At 67.0% G+C, this 20,796-nt stretch carries 20 protein-coding genes; 9 read left to right on the top strand and 11 right to left on the bottom strand.

The features are described 5' to 3' along the window. The first annotated feature begins 23 nt into the window (after positions 1 to 23). The 5 genes from G6R31_RS03010 to G6R31_RS02990 all read left to right on the top strand — a co-directional run bounded on the left by G6R31_RS03010 (position 24) and on the right by G6R31_RS02990 (position 7,635). Positions 24 to 266 (top strand): iron transporter, encoded by a 243-nt coding sequence (locus G6R31_RS03010; RefSeq protein WP_029732964.1) that lies wholly within the window; start codon positions 24 to 26, stop codon positions 264 to 266. A 425-nt stretch (positions 267 to 691) separates the two neighbouring features. Then, positions 692 to 1,780, top strand: a complete 1,089-nt coding sequence (gene gnd / locus G6R31_RS03005; RefSeq protein ID WP_017870916.1) for a phosphogluconate dehydrogenase (NAD(+)-dependent, decarboxylating) — start codon at positions 692 to 694, stop codon at positions 1,778 to 1,780. Continuing rightward, a complete protein-coding gene (zwf, locus tag G6R31_RS03000; RefSeq protein WP_017870915.1) occupies positions 1,777 to 3,420 on the top strand; it encodes a glucose-6-phosphate dehydrogenase in 1,644 nt (547 codons plus the stop codon). The genes gnd and zwf overlap by 4 nt, the downstream gene beginning before the upstream one ends. A 94-nt stretch (positions 3,421 to 3,514) precedes the next feature. After that, positions 3,515 to 4,453 (top strand): glucose-6-phosphate dehydrogenase assembly protein OpcA, encoded by a 939-nt coding sequence (locus tag G6R31_RS02995; protein ID WP_017870914.1) that lies wholly within the window; start codon positions 3,515 to 3,517, stop codon positions 4,451 to 4,453. Positions 4,454 to 4,857: 404 nt separating this feature from the next. Then, on the top strand, positions 4,858 to 7,635 hold the full coding sequence (locus tag G6R31_RS02990) for a M16 family metallopeptidase (RefSeq protein ID WP_017870913.1): 2,778 nt from the start codon (positions 4,858 to 4,860) through the stop codon (positions 7,633 to 7,635). 207 nt (positions 7,636 to 7,842) lie between these two features. Here G6R31_RS02990 and G6R31_RS02985 read toward each other — a convergent pair whose 3' ends face one another. Genes G6R31_RS02985 through G6R31_RS02975 form a run of 3 tightly spaced genes read right to left on the bottom strand, consistent with a single transcriptional unit; the run spans position 7,843 to position 11,130 of the window. Then, on the bottom strand, positions 7,843 to 9,126 hold the full coding sequence (locus tag G6R31_RS02985; RefSeq protein WP_051056498.1) for an MFS transporter: 1,284 nt from the start codon (positions 9,124 to 9,126) through the stop codon (positions 7,843 to 7,845). A gap of 37 nt (positions 9,127 to 9,163) precedes the next feature. Next, on the bottom strand, positions 9,164 to 10,141 hold the full coding sequence (locus G6R31_RS02980; protein WP_017870911.1) for a GNAT family N-acetyltransferase: 978 nt from the start codon (positions 10,139 to 10,141) through the stop codon (positions 9,164 to 9,166). Further along, positions 10,138 to 11,130 (bottom strand): GNAT family N-acetyltransferase, encoded by a 993-nt coding sequence (locus G6R31_RS02975; RefSeq protein ID WP_017870910.1) that lies wholly within the window; start codon positions 11,128 to 11,130, stop codon positions 10,138 to 10,140. The genes G6R31_RS02980 and G6R31_RS02975 overlap by 4 nt, the downstream gene beginning before the upstream one ends. Positions 11,131 to 11,340: 210 nt before the next feature. On the opposite strand from G6R31_RS02975, the gene meaB reads away from it, so the two are divergent. Both meaB and G6R31_RS02965 read left to right on the top strand, forming a co-directional pair. Then, positions 11,341 to 12,306 carry a methylmalonyl Co-A mutase-associated GTPase MeaB gene (gene meaB, locus G6R31_RS02970; RefSeq protein WP_017870909.1) on the top strand — a complete coding sequence of 322 codons (966 nt, stop codon included), beginning with the start codon at positions 11,341 to 11,343 and terminating at the stop codon, positions 12,304 to 12,306. 43 nt (positions 12,307 to 12,349) lie between these two features. Next, the gene (locus tag G6R31_RS02965) at positions 12,350 to 13,339 is read left to right on the top strand and encodes an NADPH:quinone oxidoreductase family protein (protein WP_025567880.1); all 990 of its coding nucleotides are present in this window, start codon (positions 12,350 to 12,352) and stop codon (positions 13,337 to 13,339) included. A 221-nt stretch (positions 13,340 to 13,560) separates the two neighbouring features. Here G6R31_RS02965 and G6R31_RS02960 read toward each other — a convergent pair whose 3' ends face one another. The 5 genes from G6R31_RS02960 to G6R31_RS02940 form a co-directional block, all read right to left on the bottom strand. After that, positions 13,561 to 13,998, bottom strand: a complete 438-nt coding sequence (locus tag G6R31_RS02960; protein ID WP_017870907.1) for a hypothetical protein — start codon at positions 13,996 to 13,998, stop codon at positions 13,561 to 13,563. Between the two features lie 9 nt (positions 13,999 to 14,007). Next, the gene (locus G6R31_RS02955; RefSeq protein ID WP_017870906.1) at positions 14,008 to 14,181 is read right to left on the bottom strand and encodes a hypothetical protein; all 174 of its coding nucleotides are present in this window, start codon (positions 14,179 to 14,181) and stop codon (positions 14,008 to 14,010) included. Positions 14,182 to 14,367: 186 nt separating this feature from the next. Further along, entirely contained in the window at positions 14,368 to 14,574 is a 207-nt protein-coding gene (locus tag G6R31_RS02950; protein WP_017870905.1) for a hypothetical protein, read from the bottom strand. Further along, positions 14,571 to 15,188, bottom strand: coding sequence for a hypothetical protein (locus tag G6R31_RS02945; RefSeq protein WP_017870904.1), 618 nt, complete (start codon positions 15,186 to 15,188; stop codon positions 14,571 to 14,573). Before G6R31_RS02945 ends, G6R31_RS02950 begins: the two co-directional genes overlap by 4 nt. Before the next feature lie 40 nt (positions 15,189 to 15,228). Then, a complete protein-coding gene (locus G6R31_RS02940) occupies positions 15,229 to 16,302 on the bottom strand; it encodes a lipid II:glycine glycyltransferase FemX (RefSeq protein WP_017870903.1) in 1,074 nt (357 codons plus the stop codon). 238 nt (positions 16,303 to 16,540) lie between these two features. Between G6R31_RS02940 and trpS the strand changes: the two genes are divergently transcribed. Beyond that, positions 16,541 to 17,554, top strand: a complete 1,014-nt coding sequence (gene trpS, locus G6R31_RS02935; protein ID WP_017870902.1) for a tryptophan--tRNA ligase — start codon at positions 16,541 to 16,543, stop codon at positions 17,552 to 17,554. A gap of 192 nt (positions 17,555 to 17,746) precedes the next feature. On the opposite strand, the gene G6R31_RS02930 is transcribed toward trpS, so the two are convergent. The 3 genes from G6R31_RS02930 to G6R31_RS02920 all read right to left on the bottom strand — a co-directional run bounded on the left by G6R31_RS02930 (position 17,747) and on the right by G6R31_RS02920 (position 20,036). Continuing rightward, a complete protein-coding gene (locus G6R31_RS02930) occupies positions 17,747 to 18,028 on the bottom strand; it encodes a YiaA/YiaB family inner membrane protein (RefSeq protein ID WP_025568000.1) in 282 nt (93 codons plus the stop codon). 112 nt (positions 18,029 to 18,140) lie between these two features. Then, entirely contained in the window at positions 18,141 to 19,463 is a 1,323-nt protein-coding gene (gene aroA, locus G6R31_RS02925; RefSeq protein WP_017870900.1) for a 3-phosphoshikimate 1-carboxyvinyltransferase, read from the bottom strand. A gap of 63 nt (positions 19,464 to 19,526) precedes the next feature. Then, positions 19,527 to 20,036 carry a hypothetical protein gene (locus tag G6R31_RS02920; protein WP_017870899.1) on the bottom strand — a complete coding sequence of 170 codons (510 nt, stop codon included), beginning with the start codon at positions 20,034 to 20,036 and terminating at the stop codon, positions 19,527 to 19,529. Positions 20,037 to 20,110: 74 nt separating this feature from the next. Between G6R31_RS02920 and G6R31_RS02915 the strand changes: the two genes are divergently transcribed. After that, a complete protein-coding gene (locus tag G6R31_RS02915) occupies positions 20,111 to 20,590 on the top strand; it encodes a hypothetical protein (protein WP_017870898.1) in 480 nt (159 codons plus the stop codon). Positions 20,591 to 20,796: the final 206 nt, after the last annotated feature.

Genomic DNA, 20,796 nt, shown 5'->3' with positions numbered 1-20,796 from the left:
TCCTGTGGCTGACCTTCCCGCCTATGCTGCTGATGTTCCTGGGCAAGCCGGTAGGCCTGATTCTGGCTTACGGCGTGCTGGGGGCGCTGTTCATGCCCTTTCTCGCCATCACGCTGCTGTTTATCCTCAACAGTGACCGCGTGCCCGCCGAGTGGCGCAACAAACCCGGCACCAACGTAATGCTGGGTCTGTGCGCGGTGATTTTCAGTTATCTGGCCCTGACCGAACTCGTTAAGCAAGTGGGCAAGGTGCTGGGCGGCAGCTGATACGGATTCCGATTGAATCTGAAACGACCAGATTCAATCCGACTTGCAAAGCTGCGCAGCAGAGCGGATGCGAGTAGGAAAAATACGGATTCCGCGATATGGATGCACAGGCGGCGCCTTCCCAACTGTATAGGCCCGACTGTGCAGGAATGAAGCGGAATCCGTATGAGCACAGCCTCCCGAGCCGGGCCACCCTGAGCCGAACCAATCGAAGAGACTCCCCTGAGGCAGGTCGCCCGGGGGAGTTCTGTTTTCTCGAACAGAACGCGCAGGAAGCCATACGGCGCGGGGGAGCTGGCGGCGCTGTCCCGAGTCTCCGATCCCGTACGGGAGGCCCGCGCCCCAAGCGCCGGGCATCGGCGGCTATCATGCCCGCAACTCGGGCCGAGGCGGGCGGAACCGCTTCCACGCCCCAGGAGGTCACTATGAACATCGGCATGATCGGGCTGGGCAAGATGGGCGGGAACATGGTGCTGCGTCTCCTCCAAGGCGGGCAACAGGTGGTCGGCTACGACCGCAGCGAAGAAGCGCTGGCGAATATCGAGTCGCACGGGGCCACCGCCACACGCGATATGGACGCCTTTATCGCGGCGTTGGGCGAACCGGGAAACCGTGCCGTGTGGGTGATGGTACCTGCGGGCGAAATCACCCAGAGCGTGATCGACGACCTCGCGGGCCGCCTTGCGCCCGGCGACATCATCATCGACGGCGGTAACTCCAACTTCCACGACACGCAGCGCCGGGGCGAGGCGCTGGCGGCCAGGGGCCTGCACTTCGTGGACGTGGGCACCTCGGGCGGCGTGTGGGGCCTCAAGGAAGGCTACGCCATGATGATTGGCGGCCCTGAAGAAGCCGTCGAGCGACTGCGCCCCGTATTCGAGACTCTGGCACCCGCCAAGGACCGGGGCTGGGGCCGCATGGGACCGAGCGGGTCGGGTCACTACGTGAAGATGGTCCACAACGGCATCGAGTACGGCATGATGCAGGCCTACGCCGAGGGCTTCGAGCTGATGCAGGCGCACAAGGACTTCAACCTGGACATGGCCCAGATTGCCGAGCTGTGGCGGCACGGCAGCGTGGTCAGAAGCTGGCTGCTCGACCTGACTGCCGAGGCCCTGAAGAACTCGGCGGACTTCAACGCCCTCTCGGACTACGTGGCCGACTCGGGCGAAGGGCGCTGGACCATCATCGACTCCATCGAACTCGGGGTGCCCACCCCGGTGATTACGCTCGCCACCCAGATGCGCTTTCGCAGCCAGCAGGACGTGAGCTACCAGGGCCAGATGCTCTCGGCCATGCGCCGCGCCTTCGGGGGGCACGCGGTCAAGACCATCGAAACGCCCAAGCAAGAAGGCCTGGTGCCCGAAGTGCAGGCGGGCGAACACCCCAGCGCCGCCGCACCCGAGAACATCCCCGCTGCGGCTACCGCCCAGGCCAGCCCCCAGAGCGCCGCGCAGCAACTCGGTGAAACCGGCCAGAACCGGGTGACGGGTGACCAGAAAGGCAACGAATGACCACCAGAAAGACCCCAAAGACCCCCCGCAAGGCGGCTGAACCGAAGGCGGCCAAAGCTGCGGCGCCCGCCTCCAAACCCAGGAAATCGCGCCAGCGCGTGCCCAAAAGCACCGACGCCGGGGCCGACGGGCAAAATCCCTTCCGCGCTGCCATGCGCCGCACCCGCGCCCCTGAACCCGCCACGCTGGTGATTTTCGGCGTGACCGGCGACCTCGCCCGGCGCAAGCTGCTGCCCGCCGTGTTCGGGCTGTGGCAAGACGGACTGCTCGGCAGCGCCTTCAACATCGTCGGGGTGGGCCGTCAGGAAATGACCGACGAACAGTTTGGGGACTACGCACTGGAGGCCCTGAAAACGAGCAAGGAAACCGACGCGCCGCAACCCGGCAGCCTCGAAAAGTTCCGCGAACTGCTCTACTACGAGTACGGCGAGTTCAGCGAAGACGAGGTGTACCACAAGGTCCAGACCGAACTCGACCGCGCCGAGAGTACCCACGGCGGACGCAAGAACGCGCTGTTCTACCTCTCCACGCCGCCCAGCCTCTTCGAACCCATCAGCAACGGCCTGGGGCGGGTGGGGCTACAAGAAGAGAAGGACGGCTGGCGCAGGCTCGTCATCGAAAAACCCTTCGGGCGTGACCTCGCCAGCGCCCGCGAACTCAACGACGCCATTCACCGCGTCTGGGACGAGTCGCAGGTCTACCGCATCGACCATTACCTCGGCAAGGAGACGGTGCAGAACCTGATGGCGATTCGCTTCGGCAACGCCATTTTCGAGCCGTTGTGGAACCGGGGCTACGTGGACCACGTGCAAATCACCGCGTCCGAGGATCTGGGCCTGGAAGGCCGCGCCGGGTACTACGAGGAAGCGGGCGTGGTGCGCGACATGCTGCAAAACCACCTGATGCAGCTGTTTTCCCTGACCGCGATGGAAGCGCCCTCGGCGTTCGAGGCCGACGCCATCCGTGACGAGAAGGTCAAGGTGCTGCGGGCGGTGAAGCCCATTCCGGCGGAGCGCGTGCCCGAAGTCGCCGTGCGCGGGCAGTACGGCCCCGGCACGATGGCCGGCGAGAAGGTGCCGGGCTACAAGCAGGAACCCGATGTCAAGCGCGGCAGCCGCACGCCCACCTACGTCGCGCTGAAGCTGGAAGTGGACAACTGGCGCTGGCAGGGCGTGCCGTTTTTCCTGCGCACCGGCAAGCGGCTGCCCAAGAAAGTCACCGAAATCGCGGTGGTGTTCAAGCGCCCGCCGCTGGGCCTGTTTCCGGGCGGGCTGGAGCGCAACGTGCTGGCCTTCCGCATTCAGCCCGACGAAGGCGTGAGCCTCAAGTTCTCCTCCAAGTCGCCGGGGCAGGAAATGGTGCTGCGCGAAGTGGTGATGGATTTCCGCTACGACGCCTTCGGCGCGCAACTCGAAAGCCCGTATTCCCGCCTGCTGCTCGACGCGATGCTGGGCGACGCCACCCTCTTTCCCCGCGAGGACGAGGTGGACCACGCCTGGCAAATCGTTTCGGGCATCCTCGAAGCCTGGGAAGGCGAGGACGCCCCCGCGCCCAAATTCCCCAACTATCCGGCGGGAACCTGGGGGCCAGACGAGGCCGACGACCTGATCGGGGCCGGGCGGCGCTGGAGGCGACTGTGAGGGGTGCGAAGAGGAAAGGGTGGAGGGTAGAGGGTAAACAGCACCTTTCCCTCCTCCCTTTACCCTCCACTCTCCCCGCGTACCGGAGGCCCGCATGCTAGGCCCCGTTCCCACCACCGTCCGGGGGGCGCAGGGGGCGCTCGACGAGCTGTGGGCGCAGACGCAGGTGGAGACGCGGGCCTACACCGGCAACATCGTGGCGCTGACCATCCGCAAGCACCGTCAGCGGGTCGAGGAGGCGCTGGCTGGGCTGGAAGGCCGCTACGCCGGGCGGCAGATTATCGGCGTGATGGACGGCGGGGGTGACCTGAAGGTCGAGGCGGCCCTGGTCGCGCAGCCCGGCGGCCTGTATGTCGAGCGCCTGACGCTGGACGCCGACCCCGAGCAGCTTCAGGGGGCGATTTTGCCGCTGCTACGTCCCGCCACCGTCAACCATGTCTGGTGGGGGGCCGACAGCAAGCCGGCGGGGGCGCTGCTGACCGAGCTGACCGAACTCGCCGACCAGGTCATCGCCGACAGCCTGACGCTGGACATTCCCCCGGCGCGGCACTACGCCCTGGCCGACCTGGGCTGGAGCCGCTCGGCCAGCTGGCGCGAGGCCCTGGCGCAACTGTTCGACGCCCCCGACGCCGCCCGGCAACTGCCGCACGTCCGTGAGCTGACGGTGCGCTACTCCGGCGTCAACGACCTCCCGGCGCGGCTGTACGCGGGCTTCGTCGCCTCCTGCCTGGGCTGGGCCGACCTGCGGGGCCTGACCCTGAGGGCGGGCCACTGCGGGCGCGAAAACGGCGACCTGTGCGGCGCAGAGCTGCGCGGAGAAGGCCCGGACGGTCAGCCCGTGCGCTTTGCCCTCGACGCCGAGGCGACGCTGGACGTGGCCCGCGCCGTGGCCGAGTGGGGGGGCCGCACGCGCCACTCCGAGGTCAACGTGCCGCCCATGAGTCTGGCCGATGGGCTGGCGCACCTGATGGCCCGCCCCGAACGCGGCGAGGTGTTCGAGCGGGCGTGGAGGTTGGCGAAAGAGACGCTGTAATACGGATTCCGCTTCATTCCTGCACAGTCGGGCCTGTACAGTTGGGAAGGCGCCGCCTGTGCATCCATATCGCGGAATCCGTATTTTTTCCTACTCGCATCCGCTCTGCTGCGCAGCTTTGCAAGTCGGATTGAATCTGAAACGACCAGATTCAATCGGAATCCGTATAAGGCATCGGGCAGAAAAAGGCTAGTCTGGACGCCCCCCTCCCAACCTCTGCAAGCAGCTCATACGAGTCCCCCACAAGGGGGGAGGGGCCAAAAAAAGCCCCAAAACTCTTTTCCCCCAGCGTCGGCAGAGGCAGTGCACTCTGCCGAACGCTTTTCATTTGGAACCTTCCCAGCCGACAGCCCGTATGGTGCCCTGTCGGCCCGTCGTCTTTTCGCCCCTTTCACGGAGGTTTCATGCGTTTTTCCTCTCCCCTGTTTCTGACGGCCCTGCTGCTGCTCGGCGTTCCTGCTGCGGCTCAGGTTGCCCCTGCCACGACGACCACCACGCCTCCTACGACCACGCCTGCTGCGGCCCGCCCTGCGCTCCCGGCAGGCGTCCGGTTCGTGACCGAGGTCGAAGGCATCCGCGAATACCGTCTGAACAACGGTCTGAAGGTGCTGCTGTTTCCCGACCCCTCGCAGACGACGTTTACCCTGAACACCACTTACCTCGTCGGCAGTCGGCACGAGAGCTACGGCGAAACCGGCATGGCGCACCTGCTCGAACACCTGGTGTTCAAGGGCACGCCGACCAGCGGCAACCTGATGGAGCAGCTCAGCAAGCGCGGCGCGAGCTTCAACGGCACCACGAGCGATGACCGCACCAACTATTTCGAGACGCTGACGAATACAGACGACAACCTCGAATGGGCGATTCGGATGGAAGCCGACCGCATGGTGAACTCGCGCATCAGCGCAGACGACCTGAAGACCGAGATGACGGTGGTGCGCAACGAGTTCGAGGCCGGTGAAAACAACCCCGTCGGGCTGCTGTACAAACAGGTGCGCTCGGTGGCCTTCGACTGGCACAACTACGGCAACACCGCCATCGGCAACCGCAGCGACGTGGAAAACGTGCCGATTAAAAACCTTCAGGCCTTCTACAAGACCTACTATCAGCCGGACAACGCGGTGGTCACACTGGCGGGCAACTTCGACGAGGCGCAGGCCCTGGCCCTGATGGCCGACAGCTACGGCAAGGTTCGCCGCCCCTGGCGCACGCTACCCCGGCAATACACCGAGGAAAACCCGCAGGACGGCGAACGCAGCCTGACCGTGCGCCGCGTGGGGGACGCGCAGTACCTGCTGGCGGCCTACCACGTTCCCAGCATCCGGCACCCCGATTCGGCGGCGCTGCAGGTGCTCGACCAGATGCTGAGCGACGAACCCGGCGGGCGGCTGTATCAGGCGCTGGTGCAAAGCGGGCAGGCGACGGGCGCAGGGGCCATCTCCCAGCCCGGCAGCGACCCCGGACTGGCGATGTACATCGCGGTGCTGGGCAAGACGGACGACGCGGCCAGGGCACAGGCCACCCTGCTCGCCACCCTGGAAAACGCCGCCAGGACGCCTTTCACCGAGGAAGAGGTCGCCCGCGTCCGCACCCGCGTGCTGAGTGCCTACGAGCAGGCGCTCGCCAAGCCCGAGGCGGTGGGCGTGGCCCTGTCCGAAGCGATTGCGGCGGGCGACTGGCGGCTGTTTTTCCAGCAACGCGACGCCCTGGAAAAGGTCACGCCCGCCGACGTGCAGCGGGTGGCCGCGCAGTACCTCAAGCCGACCAACCGCACGCTGGGAGTGTTTATCCCCACCGAGCAGCCCGACCGGGTGGCCGTGCCCGCTGCGCCGAGTGCCGCCGAAATGCTCAAGAACTTTCAGGGCCGCGCCGCGCAAAGTGCCGGGGAAACGATTGCGCCCGAACCCGACGCCCTCGAAGCCCGCGTGCTGCGCGAGACGGTGGCGGGGGCCAGGGTCGCCATGCTGCCCAAAAAGACGCGCGGCGAGCGGGTCGAACTGGTGCTGAGCCTCGATTTCGGCAATCCGGAGACGGTCCGGACCGGGGGCGACGCCGCCGGATTCGTGGGCGAACTGCTGCTGCGCGGCAGCCAGACGCTGACCCGTCAGCAACTGCGCGACCGCCTCGAAGCCGCCAAAACGCAGCTCAGCGTCAGCGCGAGTGCCAGCGGCGCCGACCTGACGCTGAGCACCGACCGCACGCACCTGCCCGAAGCCCTGGCGCTGCTGCGGCAGGTGCTGCGCGAACCCGTCTTTCCGCAGGCCGACTTCGACGAGCTGAAAAAGGCCGCGCTCGACGGGCTGGAAGCGGGCCGCAACGACCCGCAGGCGGTGGCCGGGCGGGCGCTCTCCCGCGCGTTTATGCCGCAGGGAGCAGAGCGCGGCGACCTCGCCTACGTGCCCACGCTGGACGAGGGCCTGGAAGATGTCCGCGCCGTCACGCTCGCGCAGGTGCGCGACTACTATGCGAAGGTCTGGAACGGGGCGAACGCGCAACTCGGCGTGGTGGGCGACTTCGACCCGCAGACCATCCGGGCGGCGCTGCCCACGCTGCTCGGCGGTTTCGAGAGCGCAGTCAATTACGAGCGCGTGCGGCTGCCGCTGACCACTCCGGCGGCGCAGGACCTCGTGCTGAACGTGCCCGACAAGGCCAACGCGGTGTATGTCGCCCAGCTCAACTTCCCGCTGCGCGACGACCACCCCGACGCCGCCGCGCTCGACGTCGCCATGCGGATGTTCGGGGCGGGCACCGACTCGCGCCTCTTTACCCGGCTGCGGCAAAAAGACGGCCTGAGCTATACCGTGGGCGGCAACGTGAGCACCAGCAGCGAGGACGAGCAGGGCAGCTTCGTCAGCTACGCCATCTTCAACCCGGCCAACACCGACAAGGTCAGCGCCGGAATGCGCGAAGAACACGCCCGCGCCCTGGGGGAAGGCTTCAGCGCGCAGGAAGTCGCGGCCGCGCAGTCGGCGCTGCTTCAGGAGTTGCGCCTGGGCCGCAGTGACGACGCGGCGCTGGCGGGCGCCCTCGCTTCGCAGGCGTACCTGGGCCGCACCTACGCCTTCAGCAAGGAGTACGAAGCGCGGGTCAGGGCCGTGACCCCGCAAACCGCGCAGGCCGCGCTGCGCAAATACGTGGACCCGGCCAAACTGGTGACCGTGCGGGCGGGCACGTTCAAATAAAGTTCGGGCAGCAACAAGGGGCACAGGCCAGTGAGCGCTGTGCCCCTTTTGCTGCCGCCGGGCGGCGCAGCTTATACGGATTCCGCTAAATTCCTGCACAGTCGGGAAAGCGCCGCCTGTGCATCCATATCGCGGAATCCGTATTTTTTTCTACTCCTTTCAGTCGGATTGAATCCAGAAATCTGCTGGATTCAATCGGAATCCGTATTAGCCCTGCCCTGCGCTCCCGTGCCGGTTGCTCTCGGGCACGTTGCGCACCAGCACCACGCCCAGCAGGAAAAACAGCGCCGCGCTGCCGAACACGAGCACGTAGCCGAAGTTTTCGCCCTGACGGTTGCCCCAGTCGAGCAGGCCGCCCATCGGCAGGTTGACGAACTGCGGCGCGACGAAGGCGACGTGCCAGATGCCCATGTCGCGGGCGTAGCTGCTCTTGCTCGGCATGGCGTCGGCGCCCAGCGCCCAGTCCACGCTGGTAAAGGCCCCGAAGCCCAGGCCGAAGCAGAACGCCAGCACGAGTGCCACGGCAAAACTCGGCGCGGCGAGCAGCAGCAGGGCCATGACGGTCATGACCGTCCCCGCGAAATAAATCACCGGTTTGCGCCCGATGCGGTCACTCAGCCGCCCGCCCAGCACCGCCGAGATGATGGAGGCGACCACGATGCACGCCAGCATCAGCGAACTGCTCATCACCGGGTCTTTTTGCCGCAGCACGTCGCCCGCGTAGTACTGCAAAAAGGGCTGCACGCTGTACTGTCCCAGCGCAAACAGCACCCGCGTGATGAACACCCACCTGAACGGCGCGTGGGCGAACAGTTCACGCCAGGACATCACCTGGCCCGGCGCGGTGGGGGCCACCTGTTCCGCCCGTTCCACCACGCCCCGGAGGGTGACCACCGCTGCGCCCAGCAGCAGCAGCCCCATCAGCACGAAGGGCAGGCTGACCCCGTAGTGGCTGCCGATGGCGATGCCCGCCGCCGCGCCCAGCAGTTGCCCCAGCGCCTGCAAGGTCCCCATCGCCCCGCTGTAGCGCCCGCGCTGCTCCGGCGGCACGAGCTGGGGAATCAGGGCCGAGTACGGCGCGGTGGCGTAGTTGTTGCCCAGTTGCACCAGCACGAAGCCCAGCACGTAGATCCAGAACCCCGCGCTTCCGGCGAGCAGCGCCACCGCCGCGCCCATCACGGTCAGGCCCGCGAGGTTGACCCCCACGCCCAGGCGCAGGTAGGGCAGCCGCCGCCCGGTCCGGTCCGAGTGCGCCCCGACCAGCGGCGGCACGACCAGGGCAATCGCCGCGCCGATGGCATTGAGCAGCCCCAGGTAGGTGCCCTTGTTGCCTTCGCCCATAAAGCCCACCACATGCGCGGGCATGTAGATGGTGAGCAGCATCAGCCACAAAAAGGCCGTGCCGAACCAGAACGCCGACAGCACCCAGGGACTGGGCAACGGGGAAGCGGGCAAGGCAGCGGCAGGCCGCGAAGGGGTGGGAAGTGTCATGTGACGAACAGTGTACGGAGTCGCGTGTGGCCTGTGCTTATGCCCGGCGGTCTTCTGCCCCACCCCACTGGCACTCCACATGCGCGGGCTGGCGCCGGAAGCCGAGGCGGTCGTTCAGCGCCAGCATGGGCGCATTGTTGCTCGCGTTGCTCGTCCAGATTTCGCGGATGCCGTGCTGCTGGGCCTGCACCATGCCGCGCAGTTTGAGCGCCAGTCCCAGCCCCCGGCGCCGCCACGCCCGCCGCGTCCCCGTCAGGCCGATGTTCAGCCGCGCCGGGTCGCTGGAGTCACGCCACAACTCCGACAGGGCGACGACTTCACTGCCTTCCGTGACCGCCAGCCAGATGTTCTCGGGAACGAGTCTGGGCTGGGAACGGTGCTTGACGAACTCCTCGAACGGGGTGTGGGTGGCGGGCGCGGTTCTGGGCACGTCCAGCCGCGCCTCGGTCTGACAGGCGTAGTACGCCAGCCACGCCGCTTCCTCACCCAGTTCCGTTTGCAGGTCGGCAAAGGTGGCGGCCCGCACCCCTTCCGGCAGCCGCATCTCGGCCTCCCACTGCGCCGCGTCGAATCCGTCCAGCCGCAGCACGTTGTCGAAAAAGCGCATCACTTCGCGGAAGCCCTGGCGCTCCAGCATGGGCAGCGCGTCGGCCTCGGTTTCTTTCGCGCCTGCCAGCACTTCCCGTGCTCCGCGTCCTTGCCAGTGCCGCTGCGCCGTCCCGAACAGCGCCGCGCCGATGCCCCGCCGCCTGAACTCGGGCAACACCGCCAGTTCGAGGTGGTAGCGGTCCGGGTGAAACATCCAGGGGGCCTGCCACAGCCGCGCCGTGCCGACGGGCCGCCCGCCCACTTCGGCCAGCCAGTCCTGAACGTGCGGCTGGAGGGGGTTGTCCCGCAACCCTGCCAGAAAATGCTCGGTTTCTTCCAGGGTCTTGGCGTGGTCGGGATAAACGGCATTGTAGATGTCGAGCGCGGCGGCGAGGTCGGCGGGGGTAGCGGGTCGGATGGTGGTCATGATTCCTCCTTCAAAGTGAGTTCGTAGCGCGTGCGGGTGGCGGTGCGCCGGAAGCCCAACTGCTCGTTCATCCCCAGCATCGCTCTGTTGGGCGAGTCGTTGAACGTCTTGATTTCGCCGCCGCCCGCCGCGTGAAGTGCCCGCATCGCCGCCACCTTGAGCGCTTTGGCTATTCCGCGCCCCCGGTCCTCGCGCCGCACGCCCGTCATGCCGATGTAGGCGTAGTTTCCTGCCGCATTCCAGCCGATGGTGCTGTAGCCGACATACGGCCCGGTCAGCGGGTCGTTTCGCGTGGGGTCCACCGCCACGAAGGACAGCTCGGGCCGCAGCGAGGGGTCGTCCAGTTCGTCCTTCACCCATTGCTCGAAGGAGCGCCTGGTGAGGGTGAGGCCCATCGGCACGTCCTGAAACAGCAGCCAGTCGAGTTCGTACAGCAAGCGGTTGCGCCGGGGGTCGCCTGCCAGTTCGGGGAGCGATTTGAGCCGGACGCCGCCCGCCTCCACCCTCGCCATCAGGGCGTCGAAGGCGTGCAGGTCGGCATCCCGCGTGTGGAGGCTGGATTCGTAGCGTTCCCATTTTGCCGCAAAGCCCCGCTTTCTCAGGAATTCCACGCCCGCCGCGTCGTGGGGCAGGTCGCTGAGCATCGTGCGGATTTCCCTGGACCCGCGCCCGCGCACCCGCCGCACAAGCTCGTCGTAAAGAGCGGTGCCGACGCCTTGCCCGCGTGCGTCCGGGTGGACATGCAGCCCGCCCCAGTAGCGCCAGTCCTCGTGCGAAAAGCTGTCGTGCCCGATGCCGCCGACGCCCACCACGCGCCCGCCCTGCTCGGCCACCACCTGCGTCTGAAAAAAGTCGGGGTCGCGGCTCTCAAACTCGTGCCGCACCCCCTCGGCGGTCACAGGCCAACTCGGGTCGGCGGCGCTGCGTACCTGGGCAATCGCTGCGGCGTCGGCGGGATAAACGGGGTCGCGCAGGGCGAAGGGGGTCATGGGCCTATGCTGGCAGCTTGCCGTGTGGGATGGGATAGGTCAGATGGCGGAGGTTGGACGCAACTCTGGCTGGATAGAGGGGCTTTCAAGCACTCCCTGGAAAGGCTGCGGCAGGGCTGAGAAGCACGTTTTCTCCGTCTTTTTCCATCATCCATCAGCGAAGCGGAACCATCAACCATCAACCATCACCCATCATCTATCCTCCTTCTCATGTCCCCCGCTCACCCCCTGGCCGCGCCGCTGCTGGCGGGAAATCGTCGCGCTCTGGCCAAGGCGATTACGCTGGTCGAGTCCCACCGCCCCGAACACGAGCGCGAAGCCCAGGCCCTGCTGACCGAACTGCTGCCCCACGCGGGCCACTCGCTGCGCGTGGGGCTGACCGGGGTGCCGGGGGTGGGCAAAAGCACGCTGATCGAGGCGCTGGGGATGTTTCTGGCGGAGGCGGGCCATAAAGTTGCAGTGCTGGCGGTGGACCCGTCGAGCAAGCGCACCGGGGGCAGCATCATGGGCGACAAGACGCGGATGCCGCAGCTCACCGTGCATCCGAACGCCTTTATTCGCCCCAGTCCCTCGGGCGGCACGCTCGGCGGCGTGGCCCGGCGCACCCGCGAGACGATCACGCTGTGCGAGGCAGCGGGCTACGACGTGCTGCTGGTCGAAACGGTGGGCGTGGGCCAGAGCGAAACGCAGGTGGCGGGCATGACCGACCTGTTCGTGCTGCTCACGCTGCACGGCGCGGGCGACGAATTGCAGGGCATCAAGCGCGGCATCATGGAAATGAGCGACCTGTGCGTGGTCAACAAGGCCGACACCGACCCCCGCGCGGCCATTCGCGCCCAGACCGAGTTGCGCTCGGCCCTCACCCTGCTGACCCCCCACGACGCGCCCTGGCGCCCCGCCGCGCTGCGGGCCTCGGCGGTGACGGGTGAGGGCATTCCCGAACTGTGGGCCAAGATTCAGGAGTACGCGGCCACCGTGGACCTCGCCGCCAAGCGCCGCGCCCAGACCGCCGTGTGGTTCGACGATCTGCTGCGCGAGGCCGTGTGGCGGGCCTTTCTCGCCGGACACGACCCCGCCCGGCTGCGCGAGTTGCGGGCGCAGGTGGAGCGCGGAGAGAAGGCGGCGGTGGCGGCGGTGGGCGAGGTCATGGCCCACCCGACGGCCCAACCGACGTAGACCACCCGGCGCTTCCCGGCCTGCCGCCCGCTATCTTCGCCCTATGTCTGAAACCATGAAGGCCATGCTGGTCGAGCGCACCGGCACCCCGGACGTGATGCAGCTGCGCGACGTGCCCCGCCCCGCCCCCCGCGCCGGTCAGGTGCTGCTCCGGGTGGAAGCGGTGGGCGTCAACTTCGCCGACGTGCTCAACGTGGCGGGCCAGTACCTCACCGCGCCCAAGCTGCCGCACATTCCCGGCATGGAACTGGCGGGCACCGTGGAAGCCCTCGGCGAAGGCGTGAGCGGCGTACAGGTCGGCCAGCGCGTCGCGGCGCTCGGCGGCACGGGGGGCCTGGCCGAGTACGCGGCGGTCCCGGCGGCGGGGCTGGTGCCGGTGCCCGACTCGTTTACTCCCGCGCAGGCGGCGGCGTTTCCGGTGTCGTACATGACCGCCTACCACGCACTGAAAACCCTGGGACGCGGCGAAGCGGGCGAGTGGGTGCTGGTGCAGGCGGCGGCGGGGGCACTGGGCACGGCGTCGGTGCAACTGGCGGTGGCCCTGGGCATGAAGGTGATTGCGCTCGCCAGCACCGAGGAAAAACTGCAAATTGCCCGTGACCTCGGCGCCGACGTGACGATCTTGCAGGACGACCCCGAGCGTGTGCAGAAGGTCCGCGAGGCGGCGGGCGGCCAGGGCGTGCCGCTGCTCCTCGAAGCCGTCGGCGGCGCCCGCTTCGAGGAAAGCCTGAAGATGGTCGCGCCCCTGGGCCGCATCGTCTTTATCGGCAACGCCAGCCGCGAGGAAGTGAGCCTCAACCCCGCCGCCCTGATGAAGCGCAATATCAGCGTGACCGGCCTGTGGCTGACCTCGCTGATGACCGACCCCCGGATTTCGGCGGCGGCGGCGCAGGGCCTCACGCCGCTCATCGCCAGCGGCAAGGTCGTCCCGCAGGTCGGCCCCACCTACGCCCTGGCCGACAGCCCCCGCGCCTTTCAGGACATGCTCGACCGCAAGACGACGGGCAAAGTGATTATCGAGCCGCAGCGGTAAGCCAACCGTTCAAACGACAGGGGAGAGACGACCAAATCGGTGCCTCTCCCCTGGTTTTGTCTGTTTCATACGGATTCCGCTTAATTCCTGCACAGTCGGGAAAGCGCCGCCTGTGCATCCATATCGCGGAATCCGTATTTTTTCCTACTCCCATCCGCTCTGCTGCGCAGCTTTGCAAGTCGGATTGAATCTGAAACGACCAGATTCAATCGGAATCCGTATCAGCGCACGAACGGAATCAGCGAGCGCGTCCAGGGCATCGCCAGCAGGATGCTCAAGAGGGCCAGCCCGCTCCACAGGGCGGCGGCGCGGTACTTGCCCTGGTCGGTGGCGGCCTTGCGGCTCTGGGAACTGGCGACGGTGGCGAACACGGCAGACAGCAGCCCCAGACCGAGGTGCTCCCACTGGAAGCTGGGGCGGCTGCCCGCAAAGACCGGAATGTTGCTCATGCCCATGATGGCGAACAGCGCCAGCCCCAGAACGACTTGCAGGTGCAGCGTGCCCATGAACATGGCGACGGGGCGGCGCTCTGCCGGGGTAAAGGGACGGGTGCCGCCCAGACCGGGAATATTTTGCAGCAGCGCCCAGATGCCGCTGAGCAGCACCAGCCAGCGGTTGAGGTTGTGGATGCCGAGAAGAATCGCGTACAACGAAGCCATGGTCACAGCTTACCTTACGGTCAGCTGTGCGGGCGAGATGGGCGCTGCCGGGTTTTCTTCATGCCGCCCGGCCAGCCATGCCAGCGCCGCCCACGGCAGCAACAGGGGAGGCCAGGCCAGAATCAGCGGCGTGTCGGCGGGGGCGTCGGGCAGAAGGATATAGAGAACCAGGGAAAGAACCATCCAGACCGGAGCGCCCAATGCCAGCAGTCGCCAGCGCCGCGCTGCCGTATCACGGGCGGGGAGCCGCCACGCCAGCGCGGGCAAAGTCAGTTGAAGGAGCCATGGAAAAGGGGCACAGCCGCTGGGTGCCGGCAACAGGCCAGGCAGGGCCACCCACACCAGCAGCGCCGGTGCCAGCCCGCCCCATCAGGGCAACCGCCGCTGCACCAGCAGCCCGACCAGCCCCAGGGCGATGACCAGTTGCCCCGCTGCCGGCAGCCACGCGCCTATCCAGCGGTGCAGCGGCACGTTTTGTGGCTCGTAAGACCAGAAGGGACTCAACCCCGGCAAAAAGAGCGTGGCGAGCGAGGGTACGGCGGCCCCCACCATGACCAGCCATACGGCCCAGTTCATGCCTGCATCCCATGGCGAATATTTTGCCGGGAAGGGCGGGAGGTCTGCCACAGCGCCCAGGCCAGCACCGCCCAGGGCAATAAAGTCAGTGACAACCACAGTTCCAGGTCGCCGACGTCTTCCGGTGAAGCAACGGGCAAGTTCCATCCGGCCAGGGCAGGGAGAAAGAGCAGCAGCCCCAACCACAGCGGACTGAGCGCAAACACCAGCCAGGGCCAGCGCGGGTGTCCCTGCCTCCAGGCAAAGAATGCTCCAAGGAGCAGCGGAGTGAAGCTCCACAGCCAGAACACAGCGTCCCCCGCTGGCCCAAGCGACGCCGTTCTCTGCATCAGATTGGTCATGGACGCCCCAAAGAGAACACCCAGCAGCGCCAGGAGGACCCCGAGCACCGCCGCCGTCCGCGTGGGCCAGCTTCCGAGTTGCCACAGCCCTGCCGCGATGCACAGCTGCCCTGCCGCCGGAAGACCGAAACTGAAGGCGAAATTGAGATTCGGGAAGGTTCCGCTCCAGGGAAAGCCCAGGAGCGAGTCAGCCACCGACAGAACCGCTGGGACGAGCGACCCGAGCAGCAACCAGGGCACGGCCCGCCGCATTTTGGAAGTATGGGCATTCATGCCCGCATTAAAGATGCTTTATCGGCAAAGTGTCAAACCTTTACAGCACGTCGTCCGTCGTGCCGCGCTTGCGCAGGTTGTTCTGGTCTTTGCGGCGGCGCAGTGCCCTTTTCACCAGCGGCGCAAGCGGGCTGAGCGGCAGTTCGTAGGCCGGATACCACACGCGCTGCTCGCTGAATTTCAGTTTCATCTTGAACACGCCGTAGGAGTGCTTGCTTTCGTCCAGCACGCGGGGAATGCCCCAGAAGTCGAAGAACTCGTAGCCGCGCTGCTGGGCGTCGAGCATCGCGTTCCAGTAGAAGGCGTCGGGAGCCTTGGAGTCCTTGAGCGGCTTGCCGTCTTCGCCCACGCGGTCGTCGCGCACGCTGCCGCCGAAGAGGTAATAGGTGCCTTTGCCCATCGCCACGAAAAAGCCGCCCGCCAGTGCCTTGCCCTGGTAGCGCGAGAGAACGAGGTAGGCTTCGCCGCCGTAGCTGTTCGCCTCGCGCAGCATGGTTTCGTAGTACTCACGGGGAAAGGCCCCCAGCTTGGCCCGCTCGTTGGTGGCGGTAAAGATTTCCCAGAAGGCCTCGAAATCGTCGTCGCGCCCCGCCACCACGCCGAGTTTCTGGGCGGTGCGGACGTTGCGCCGGGCCATCGAGTGCAGGCCGGAAAACAGCTCGTCCTCGCTGCGGCGCAGGTCGGCCACGATGGTGTGTTCGGGCTGCTCGGTTTCGGCGCGGGTCAATGGCCCAAACGCGGCGGGAAGATTCTGGCCCTCGTCGTTTTCGCCCGCCAGATAAGGGTACGGCGGCTCGATTTTCAGCAGCACGTCGGTGGGTTTGGCGACCCCGCGCACCGCCTGGGCAAAGGCGGGAAGCAGTTCGAGCGACTCGATGGCGGGGCCACGCGGCGCGTAGAGGGTGCTCAGCCCCGGCACCAGCCGCTTGCGAATCAGTTGCACCGCGCCCACCGTGCGCTCGCCGTCCTTGATCAGGTAGCGCATGGGCACCTGCCCCAGCACCCGCCGCGCCTCGCCGTAGCCCCAGCCCTGCAGGGCCGAAGTGATGGGCATTCGGCTCACCACTTCGTCGTAGGCGTGGGGGTCGGTGATGGCTTGCAAGGTCAGGCGCACGGGGGGGATTGTATCAGGGCGCTCCGGGGAGGCCCGGTCCTGGCCCGCGCCGCCCTCTTTCCCTTCCTCCCCACTTGCGTCTATCCTCTCTTTCATGACCTTGCCCGTCACGGCACAGAACTGGTGGTGGCCCGCTTAGCCGGGTGACTTTCCCCTGTGCCTGACCGCAGGCCGCGCCCGGACCCGTTTCCCGGCGCGGCCTTTTTTTGTCGCTTCTCGCTCCAACCGGAGGTTTTCCATGTCCATTCCGAACTCCCCCCGCCCCCGCATCCTGACCGGCGACCGCCCCACCGGAGCCTTGCATCTTGGGCACCTTGCCGGGTCGCTGCAAAACCGCGTGCGCCTGCAACACGACTACGACACCTTCATTCTGCTGGCCGACGTGCAGGCACTCACCGACAACTTCGACCAGCCGCAGAAGGTCCGGGAAAACGTGCTGGAAGTCGCGCTGGACTACCTCGCCGCCGGGTTGGAGCCGGACAAGGTGACCTGCGTGGTGCAGTCTGCCGTGCCCGAACTGGCCGAGCTGACGGTGTATTTCCTGAATCTGGTGACGGTGTCGCACCTGCGCCAGAACCCCACCGTCAAGACCGAAATCGCCCAGAAGGGCTACGGCGAGGCCATTCCCGCCGGGTTTTTCGTGTATCCGGTGTCGCAGGCTGCCGACATCGCCGCGTTCCGGGCGCAACTGGTGCCGGTCGGTGACGACCAACTACCGATGATCGAGCAGACCCGCGAAATTGTGCGGCGGTTCGGTGCGCTCTACGCCCCTGTGCTGGTCGAGCCGAAAGAAATGCTCAGCCCGGTGCCGCGCCTGCCGGGACTGGACGGGCAGGCCAAGATGAGCAAGTCGCTGGGCAACGCGATTTTGCTGAAGGACTCGGCGGACGAGGTGGCCCGCAAGGTGATGGGCATGTACACCGACCCCGGGCACTTGCGGGCGAGCGACCCTGGCCGGGTGGAGGGCAATCCGGTGTTTACCTTTCTGGACGCCTTCGACCCCGACCCGGCGCGGGTGCAGGCCCTCAAAGACCACTACCGCGCGGGCGGGCTGGGCGACGTGAAGGTCAAAAAGCACTTGATTGACGTGCTGGACACGGTTCTTTCCCCCATCCGCGAGCGCAGGGCGGAATATGGCCGTGACCCCGACACCGTTCTCCGCTTCGTCACGGAGGGCACGGCGCGGGGCCGGGAGGTGGCCGCCCAGACCCTGAGCGACGTGCGGCGGGCGATGGGGCTGTTCGGGCACTGATACGGATTCCGATTGAATCCAGCAGATTTCTGGATTCAATCCGACTGAAAGGAGTAGGAAAAAATACGGATTCTGCGATATGGATGCACAGGCGGCGCTTTCCCGACTGTGCAGGAATTAAGCGGAATCCGTATGAGAACCGGGCCGCCGGGATTCCTCCCCCAGCCTTGGGGCCTTGTACAGGAGGCCGGATCAGCCGTCGTACTTGCTCAGCACCTGCTCGGTGCGGGCGTTCTTGACCCGGTTGACCAGGCGCTCGTACTCGTGCTTGTCGCGCAGGCTCTTGCTCAGGGTCAGGGTGCTGGCGGTCAGGAACAGCGTGCCCATGTACAGGTAGCCGCGAATCCACCAGTTCACCGGCAGGTAGTAGATGCCGACGATCATCAGGGTGAGGCTGATTCCGAAGGCAATCCAGATGAAGCTGAGCCACGCGGGAGAGTCGCCGAGCACGTCAGGGTTGGTGTACTGCGTCATGAACACACCTCCGGGAGAGAACTGTGGAACTTGACGCGAAGTGTAGGCGGCGGCGGACGAATGTCCCGCAACCTGGGAACGGAGTCTAAAAAACTCTGGGTCAGCAGGGGACTTATGGCCGGGTCGCCTCCACGTACTCGAACTGCGCCCCTAACGCTTCCAGATGCGCGAAAAACTGCGGGTAGCTTTTGCGGACATGGTGCGCTCCGGTAATCCGAACGGGGGCCTCGGCCCGCAGCCCCAGCAGGGTCAGCAGCATGATCATGCGGTGGTCGCCGTGCCCGTCGGCGGTGACGCCGCCCGCCAGTTGCCCACCGCCCGTCACGCTGAGGCTGTCCTGGGTTTCGCTCGCCTTCAGGCCCAGGCGCTCCAGTTCGCGGCGGGTATCGCTGATGCGGTCGCACTCCTTCAGGCGCAGGGTGGCGACATTTTCCCAGGTCGTTTCGCCCGTGGCGAAGGCGGCGGCGGCGGTGAGTGCCTGCACCGCGTCGGTGAACAGGTCGCCGTCGCGCCGCACGGCCCGCAGCGGGCGGCCCCCGCGCACGGTCAGGGTGTCGCCCTCCCGCACGATGTCGGCCCCCATCTCGCGCAGCACGTTCACGGCTTCCTTTTCGCCCTGCAGGTCGTGTTCGCGCAGGTTGGACAGCCGCACCTCGCCGGGCAAGATGGCCGCCGCCGCCAGAATCGCCGCCGAGCCGGGGTAGTCGCCGGGCACCAGCACCCGTCCGGGGCGGTAGCTCTGCCCGCCGGGAATGGAAATGCGGCTGAGGTCGTCACTGGCCCGCGCCTGCACGCCGAAGGCCGCCAGCGTGTCGAGGGTTTGCCTCAGCGGCGCGTGGCTCTTGATGTCTCCCGTCAGCCGCAGTTCCAGCCCTTGCGACAGCAGCGGCCCCAGGAACATCAGCGCGGAGGCGTACTGGCTGCTGCGCTCGGCGCTGACCTCGACCATTCCGCCGCGCACCGGGCCGGAAATGCCGATGGGCAGGCGTCCTTCCACGCTGCTCACCTTCGCGCCCAGCCGCTCCAGCGCCGCCAGCAGGTCGCCCTGGGGCCGCTTGCCCAGCGAGTCGGGGTAGTCGGTGACGAACGTGGTGCCGATGGTCAGGGCCGCCACGCCCATCAGAAAGCGGGCCACCGCGCCCGCGTTGCCGGGGTTGAGGGTCACGCCGGGCCGGGGACGTGCTCCGAAACCGCGTATGACGGCATCGTCACCCACCCGTTGCACGCCTGCCCCCCAGTCGCGCAGGCAGCGCAGCATGGCCTCGGCGTCCTCGCTGGTCGCCGCGCCCACCACGCGGGTTTCGCCCTCGGCCAGCGCCGCCGCCAGCAGGTAGCGGGTGGTGTAGTTCTTGCTCGGCTGCGCCCGCAGTTCGCCGCGCAGCGCCCGCGCCGGGTGAACGATGACATCGAAGGTGGCGGGGAGACGGTCGGTCATGGGGGCAGGGTAAAGGGAGCGGCGGCGAAACGTGGCCGGGCTGTCTGTGCGGGAAGGCTGTTTTCAGCGCGCCGGAGGCTCGGCAGTCACCCTGCGCGGGTCCGGCACTTCGCATTCCGGCCCTGCCCCGTAGCCCAGAGGCGCGAGGTTGTCGCCGCAGCGGGCGACGTAGGCCCGCGCATAACTTTCGGCAAAGCCTTCCACCGCCGGGCGGTAGTACTCGCCGTACACCGCGCCCTGCGCCCCGATGCCGCCGTGCCCGTACTCCAGCACCGAGGCGTCCAGGCAGTGCCCGACCTCGTGCGCCAGCAGCAGCGTGCGCTGCCGGGGGGTGCCCTTCAGAAAGTAGTCAAGGTCCAGCATGACCAGGCAGCCGTGCCCCACCGGAACGGTGCAGCCCACCAGTTTGGCCGAGCACACGCCGAACTCCTGGCGCGACACCAGCCGCACCGCGCCCTGGGTGTCGCCCACCCGAAAGTTCCAGCCGTCGGCGCTCAGCACGCGGGGCGAGCAGGCCGGGAGCAGCGCGAGAAGCGGCGCGGCGAGGGCGAGGGGAGGAAGGCGGAGAGGCATAGGTACAGTGTCGCACCCCCGTCCTCGCCCGTCGGCGGATGCGCCGGGCGGGGCGACGGGGCTACTCTGACCCCATGAAAGCCTTCGCGCCCGGACAACGCTGGACCTACCGCACCCGCCCCGGCGAGGAGACTTCGACCCTGATGGTGCTGGGGCGAGACCAGAGCGCGGCGGGGCAGGTGGCTGTCAGTGTCCGCATCGAGGACATCGTCCTGCGCCCGCCCATCGGCGGCATCATCACGGAGCTGATGCACGCGCCCATCGAGGAAACGGCGCTCCGGCAGAGCGTGACCGAGCTGCTTCAGGAGGGCCTGCCCCTGCCCAGCGACCTCGGCAGCTACGAAACGTGGCGGCTGGAATTTGAAAAGGGCGGCGCCGGGGCCTTCGACCTGCCGCTGGCCGACACCCTCGACCTGATTGACCGCGCTGCCGAGCATCAGCCGCCGTCCTTGCAACACCCGCTGTTTCGCAAGACCAACGTGCAAATCATCGCGCCCTTCGAGGAGGAGGAAACGCCCGCAGGTCACAGCCAGGGCCGGGGCGGACAGGCTTAAAGCAGTTCTCCAAATGGAGGCGTCTGTGGAAGGGCACCCCAGACGCCTCCATTTTCCGTCCTGCTTATACGGATTCCGCTTAATTCCTGCACAGTCGGGAAAGCGCCGCCTGTGCATCCATATCGCGGAATCCGTATTTTTTCCTACTCGCATCCGCTCGGATTGAATCTGAAACTACCAGATTCAATCGGAATCCGTATTATTGT

Source organism: Deinococcus wulumuqiensis R12, assembly GCF_011067105.1.
In the GTDB taxonomy this organism is placed as follows: Bacteria; Deinococcota; Deinococci; order Deinococcales; family Deinococcaceae; genus Deinococcus; species Deinococcus wulumuqiensis.
This window is presented reverse-complemented; position numbering and strand designations above follow the sequence as displayed.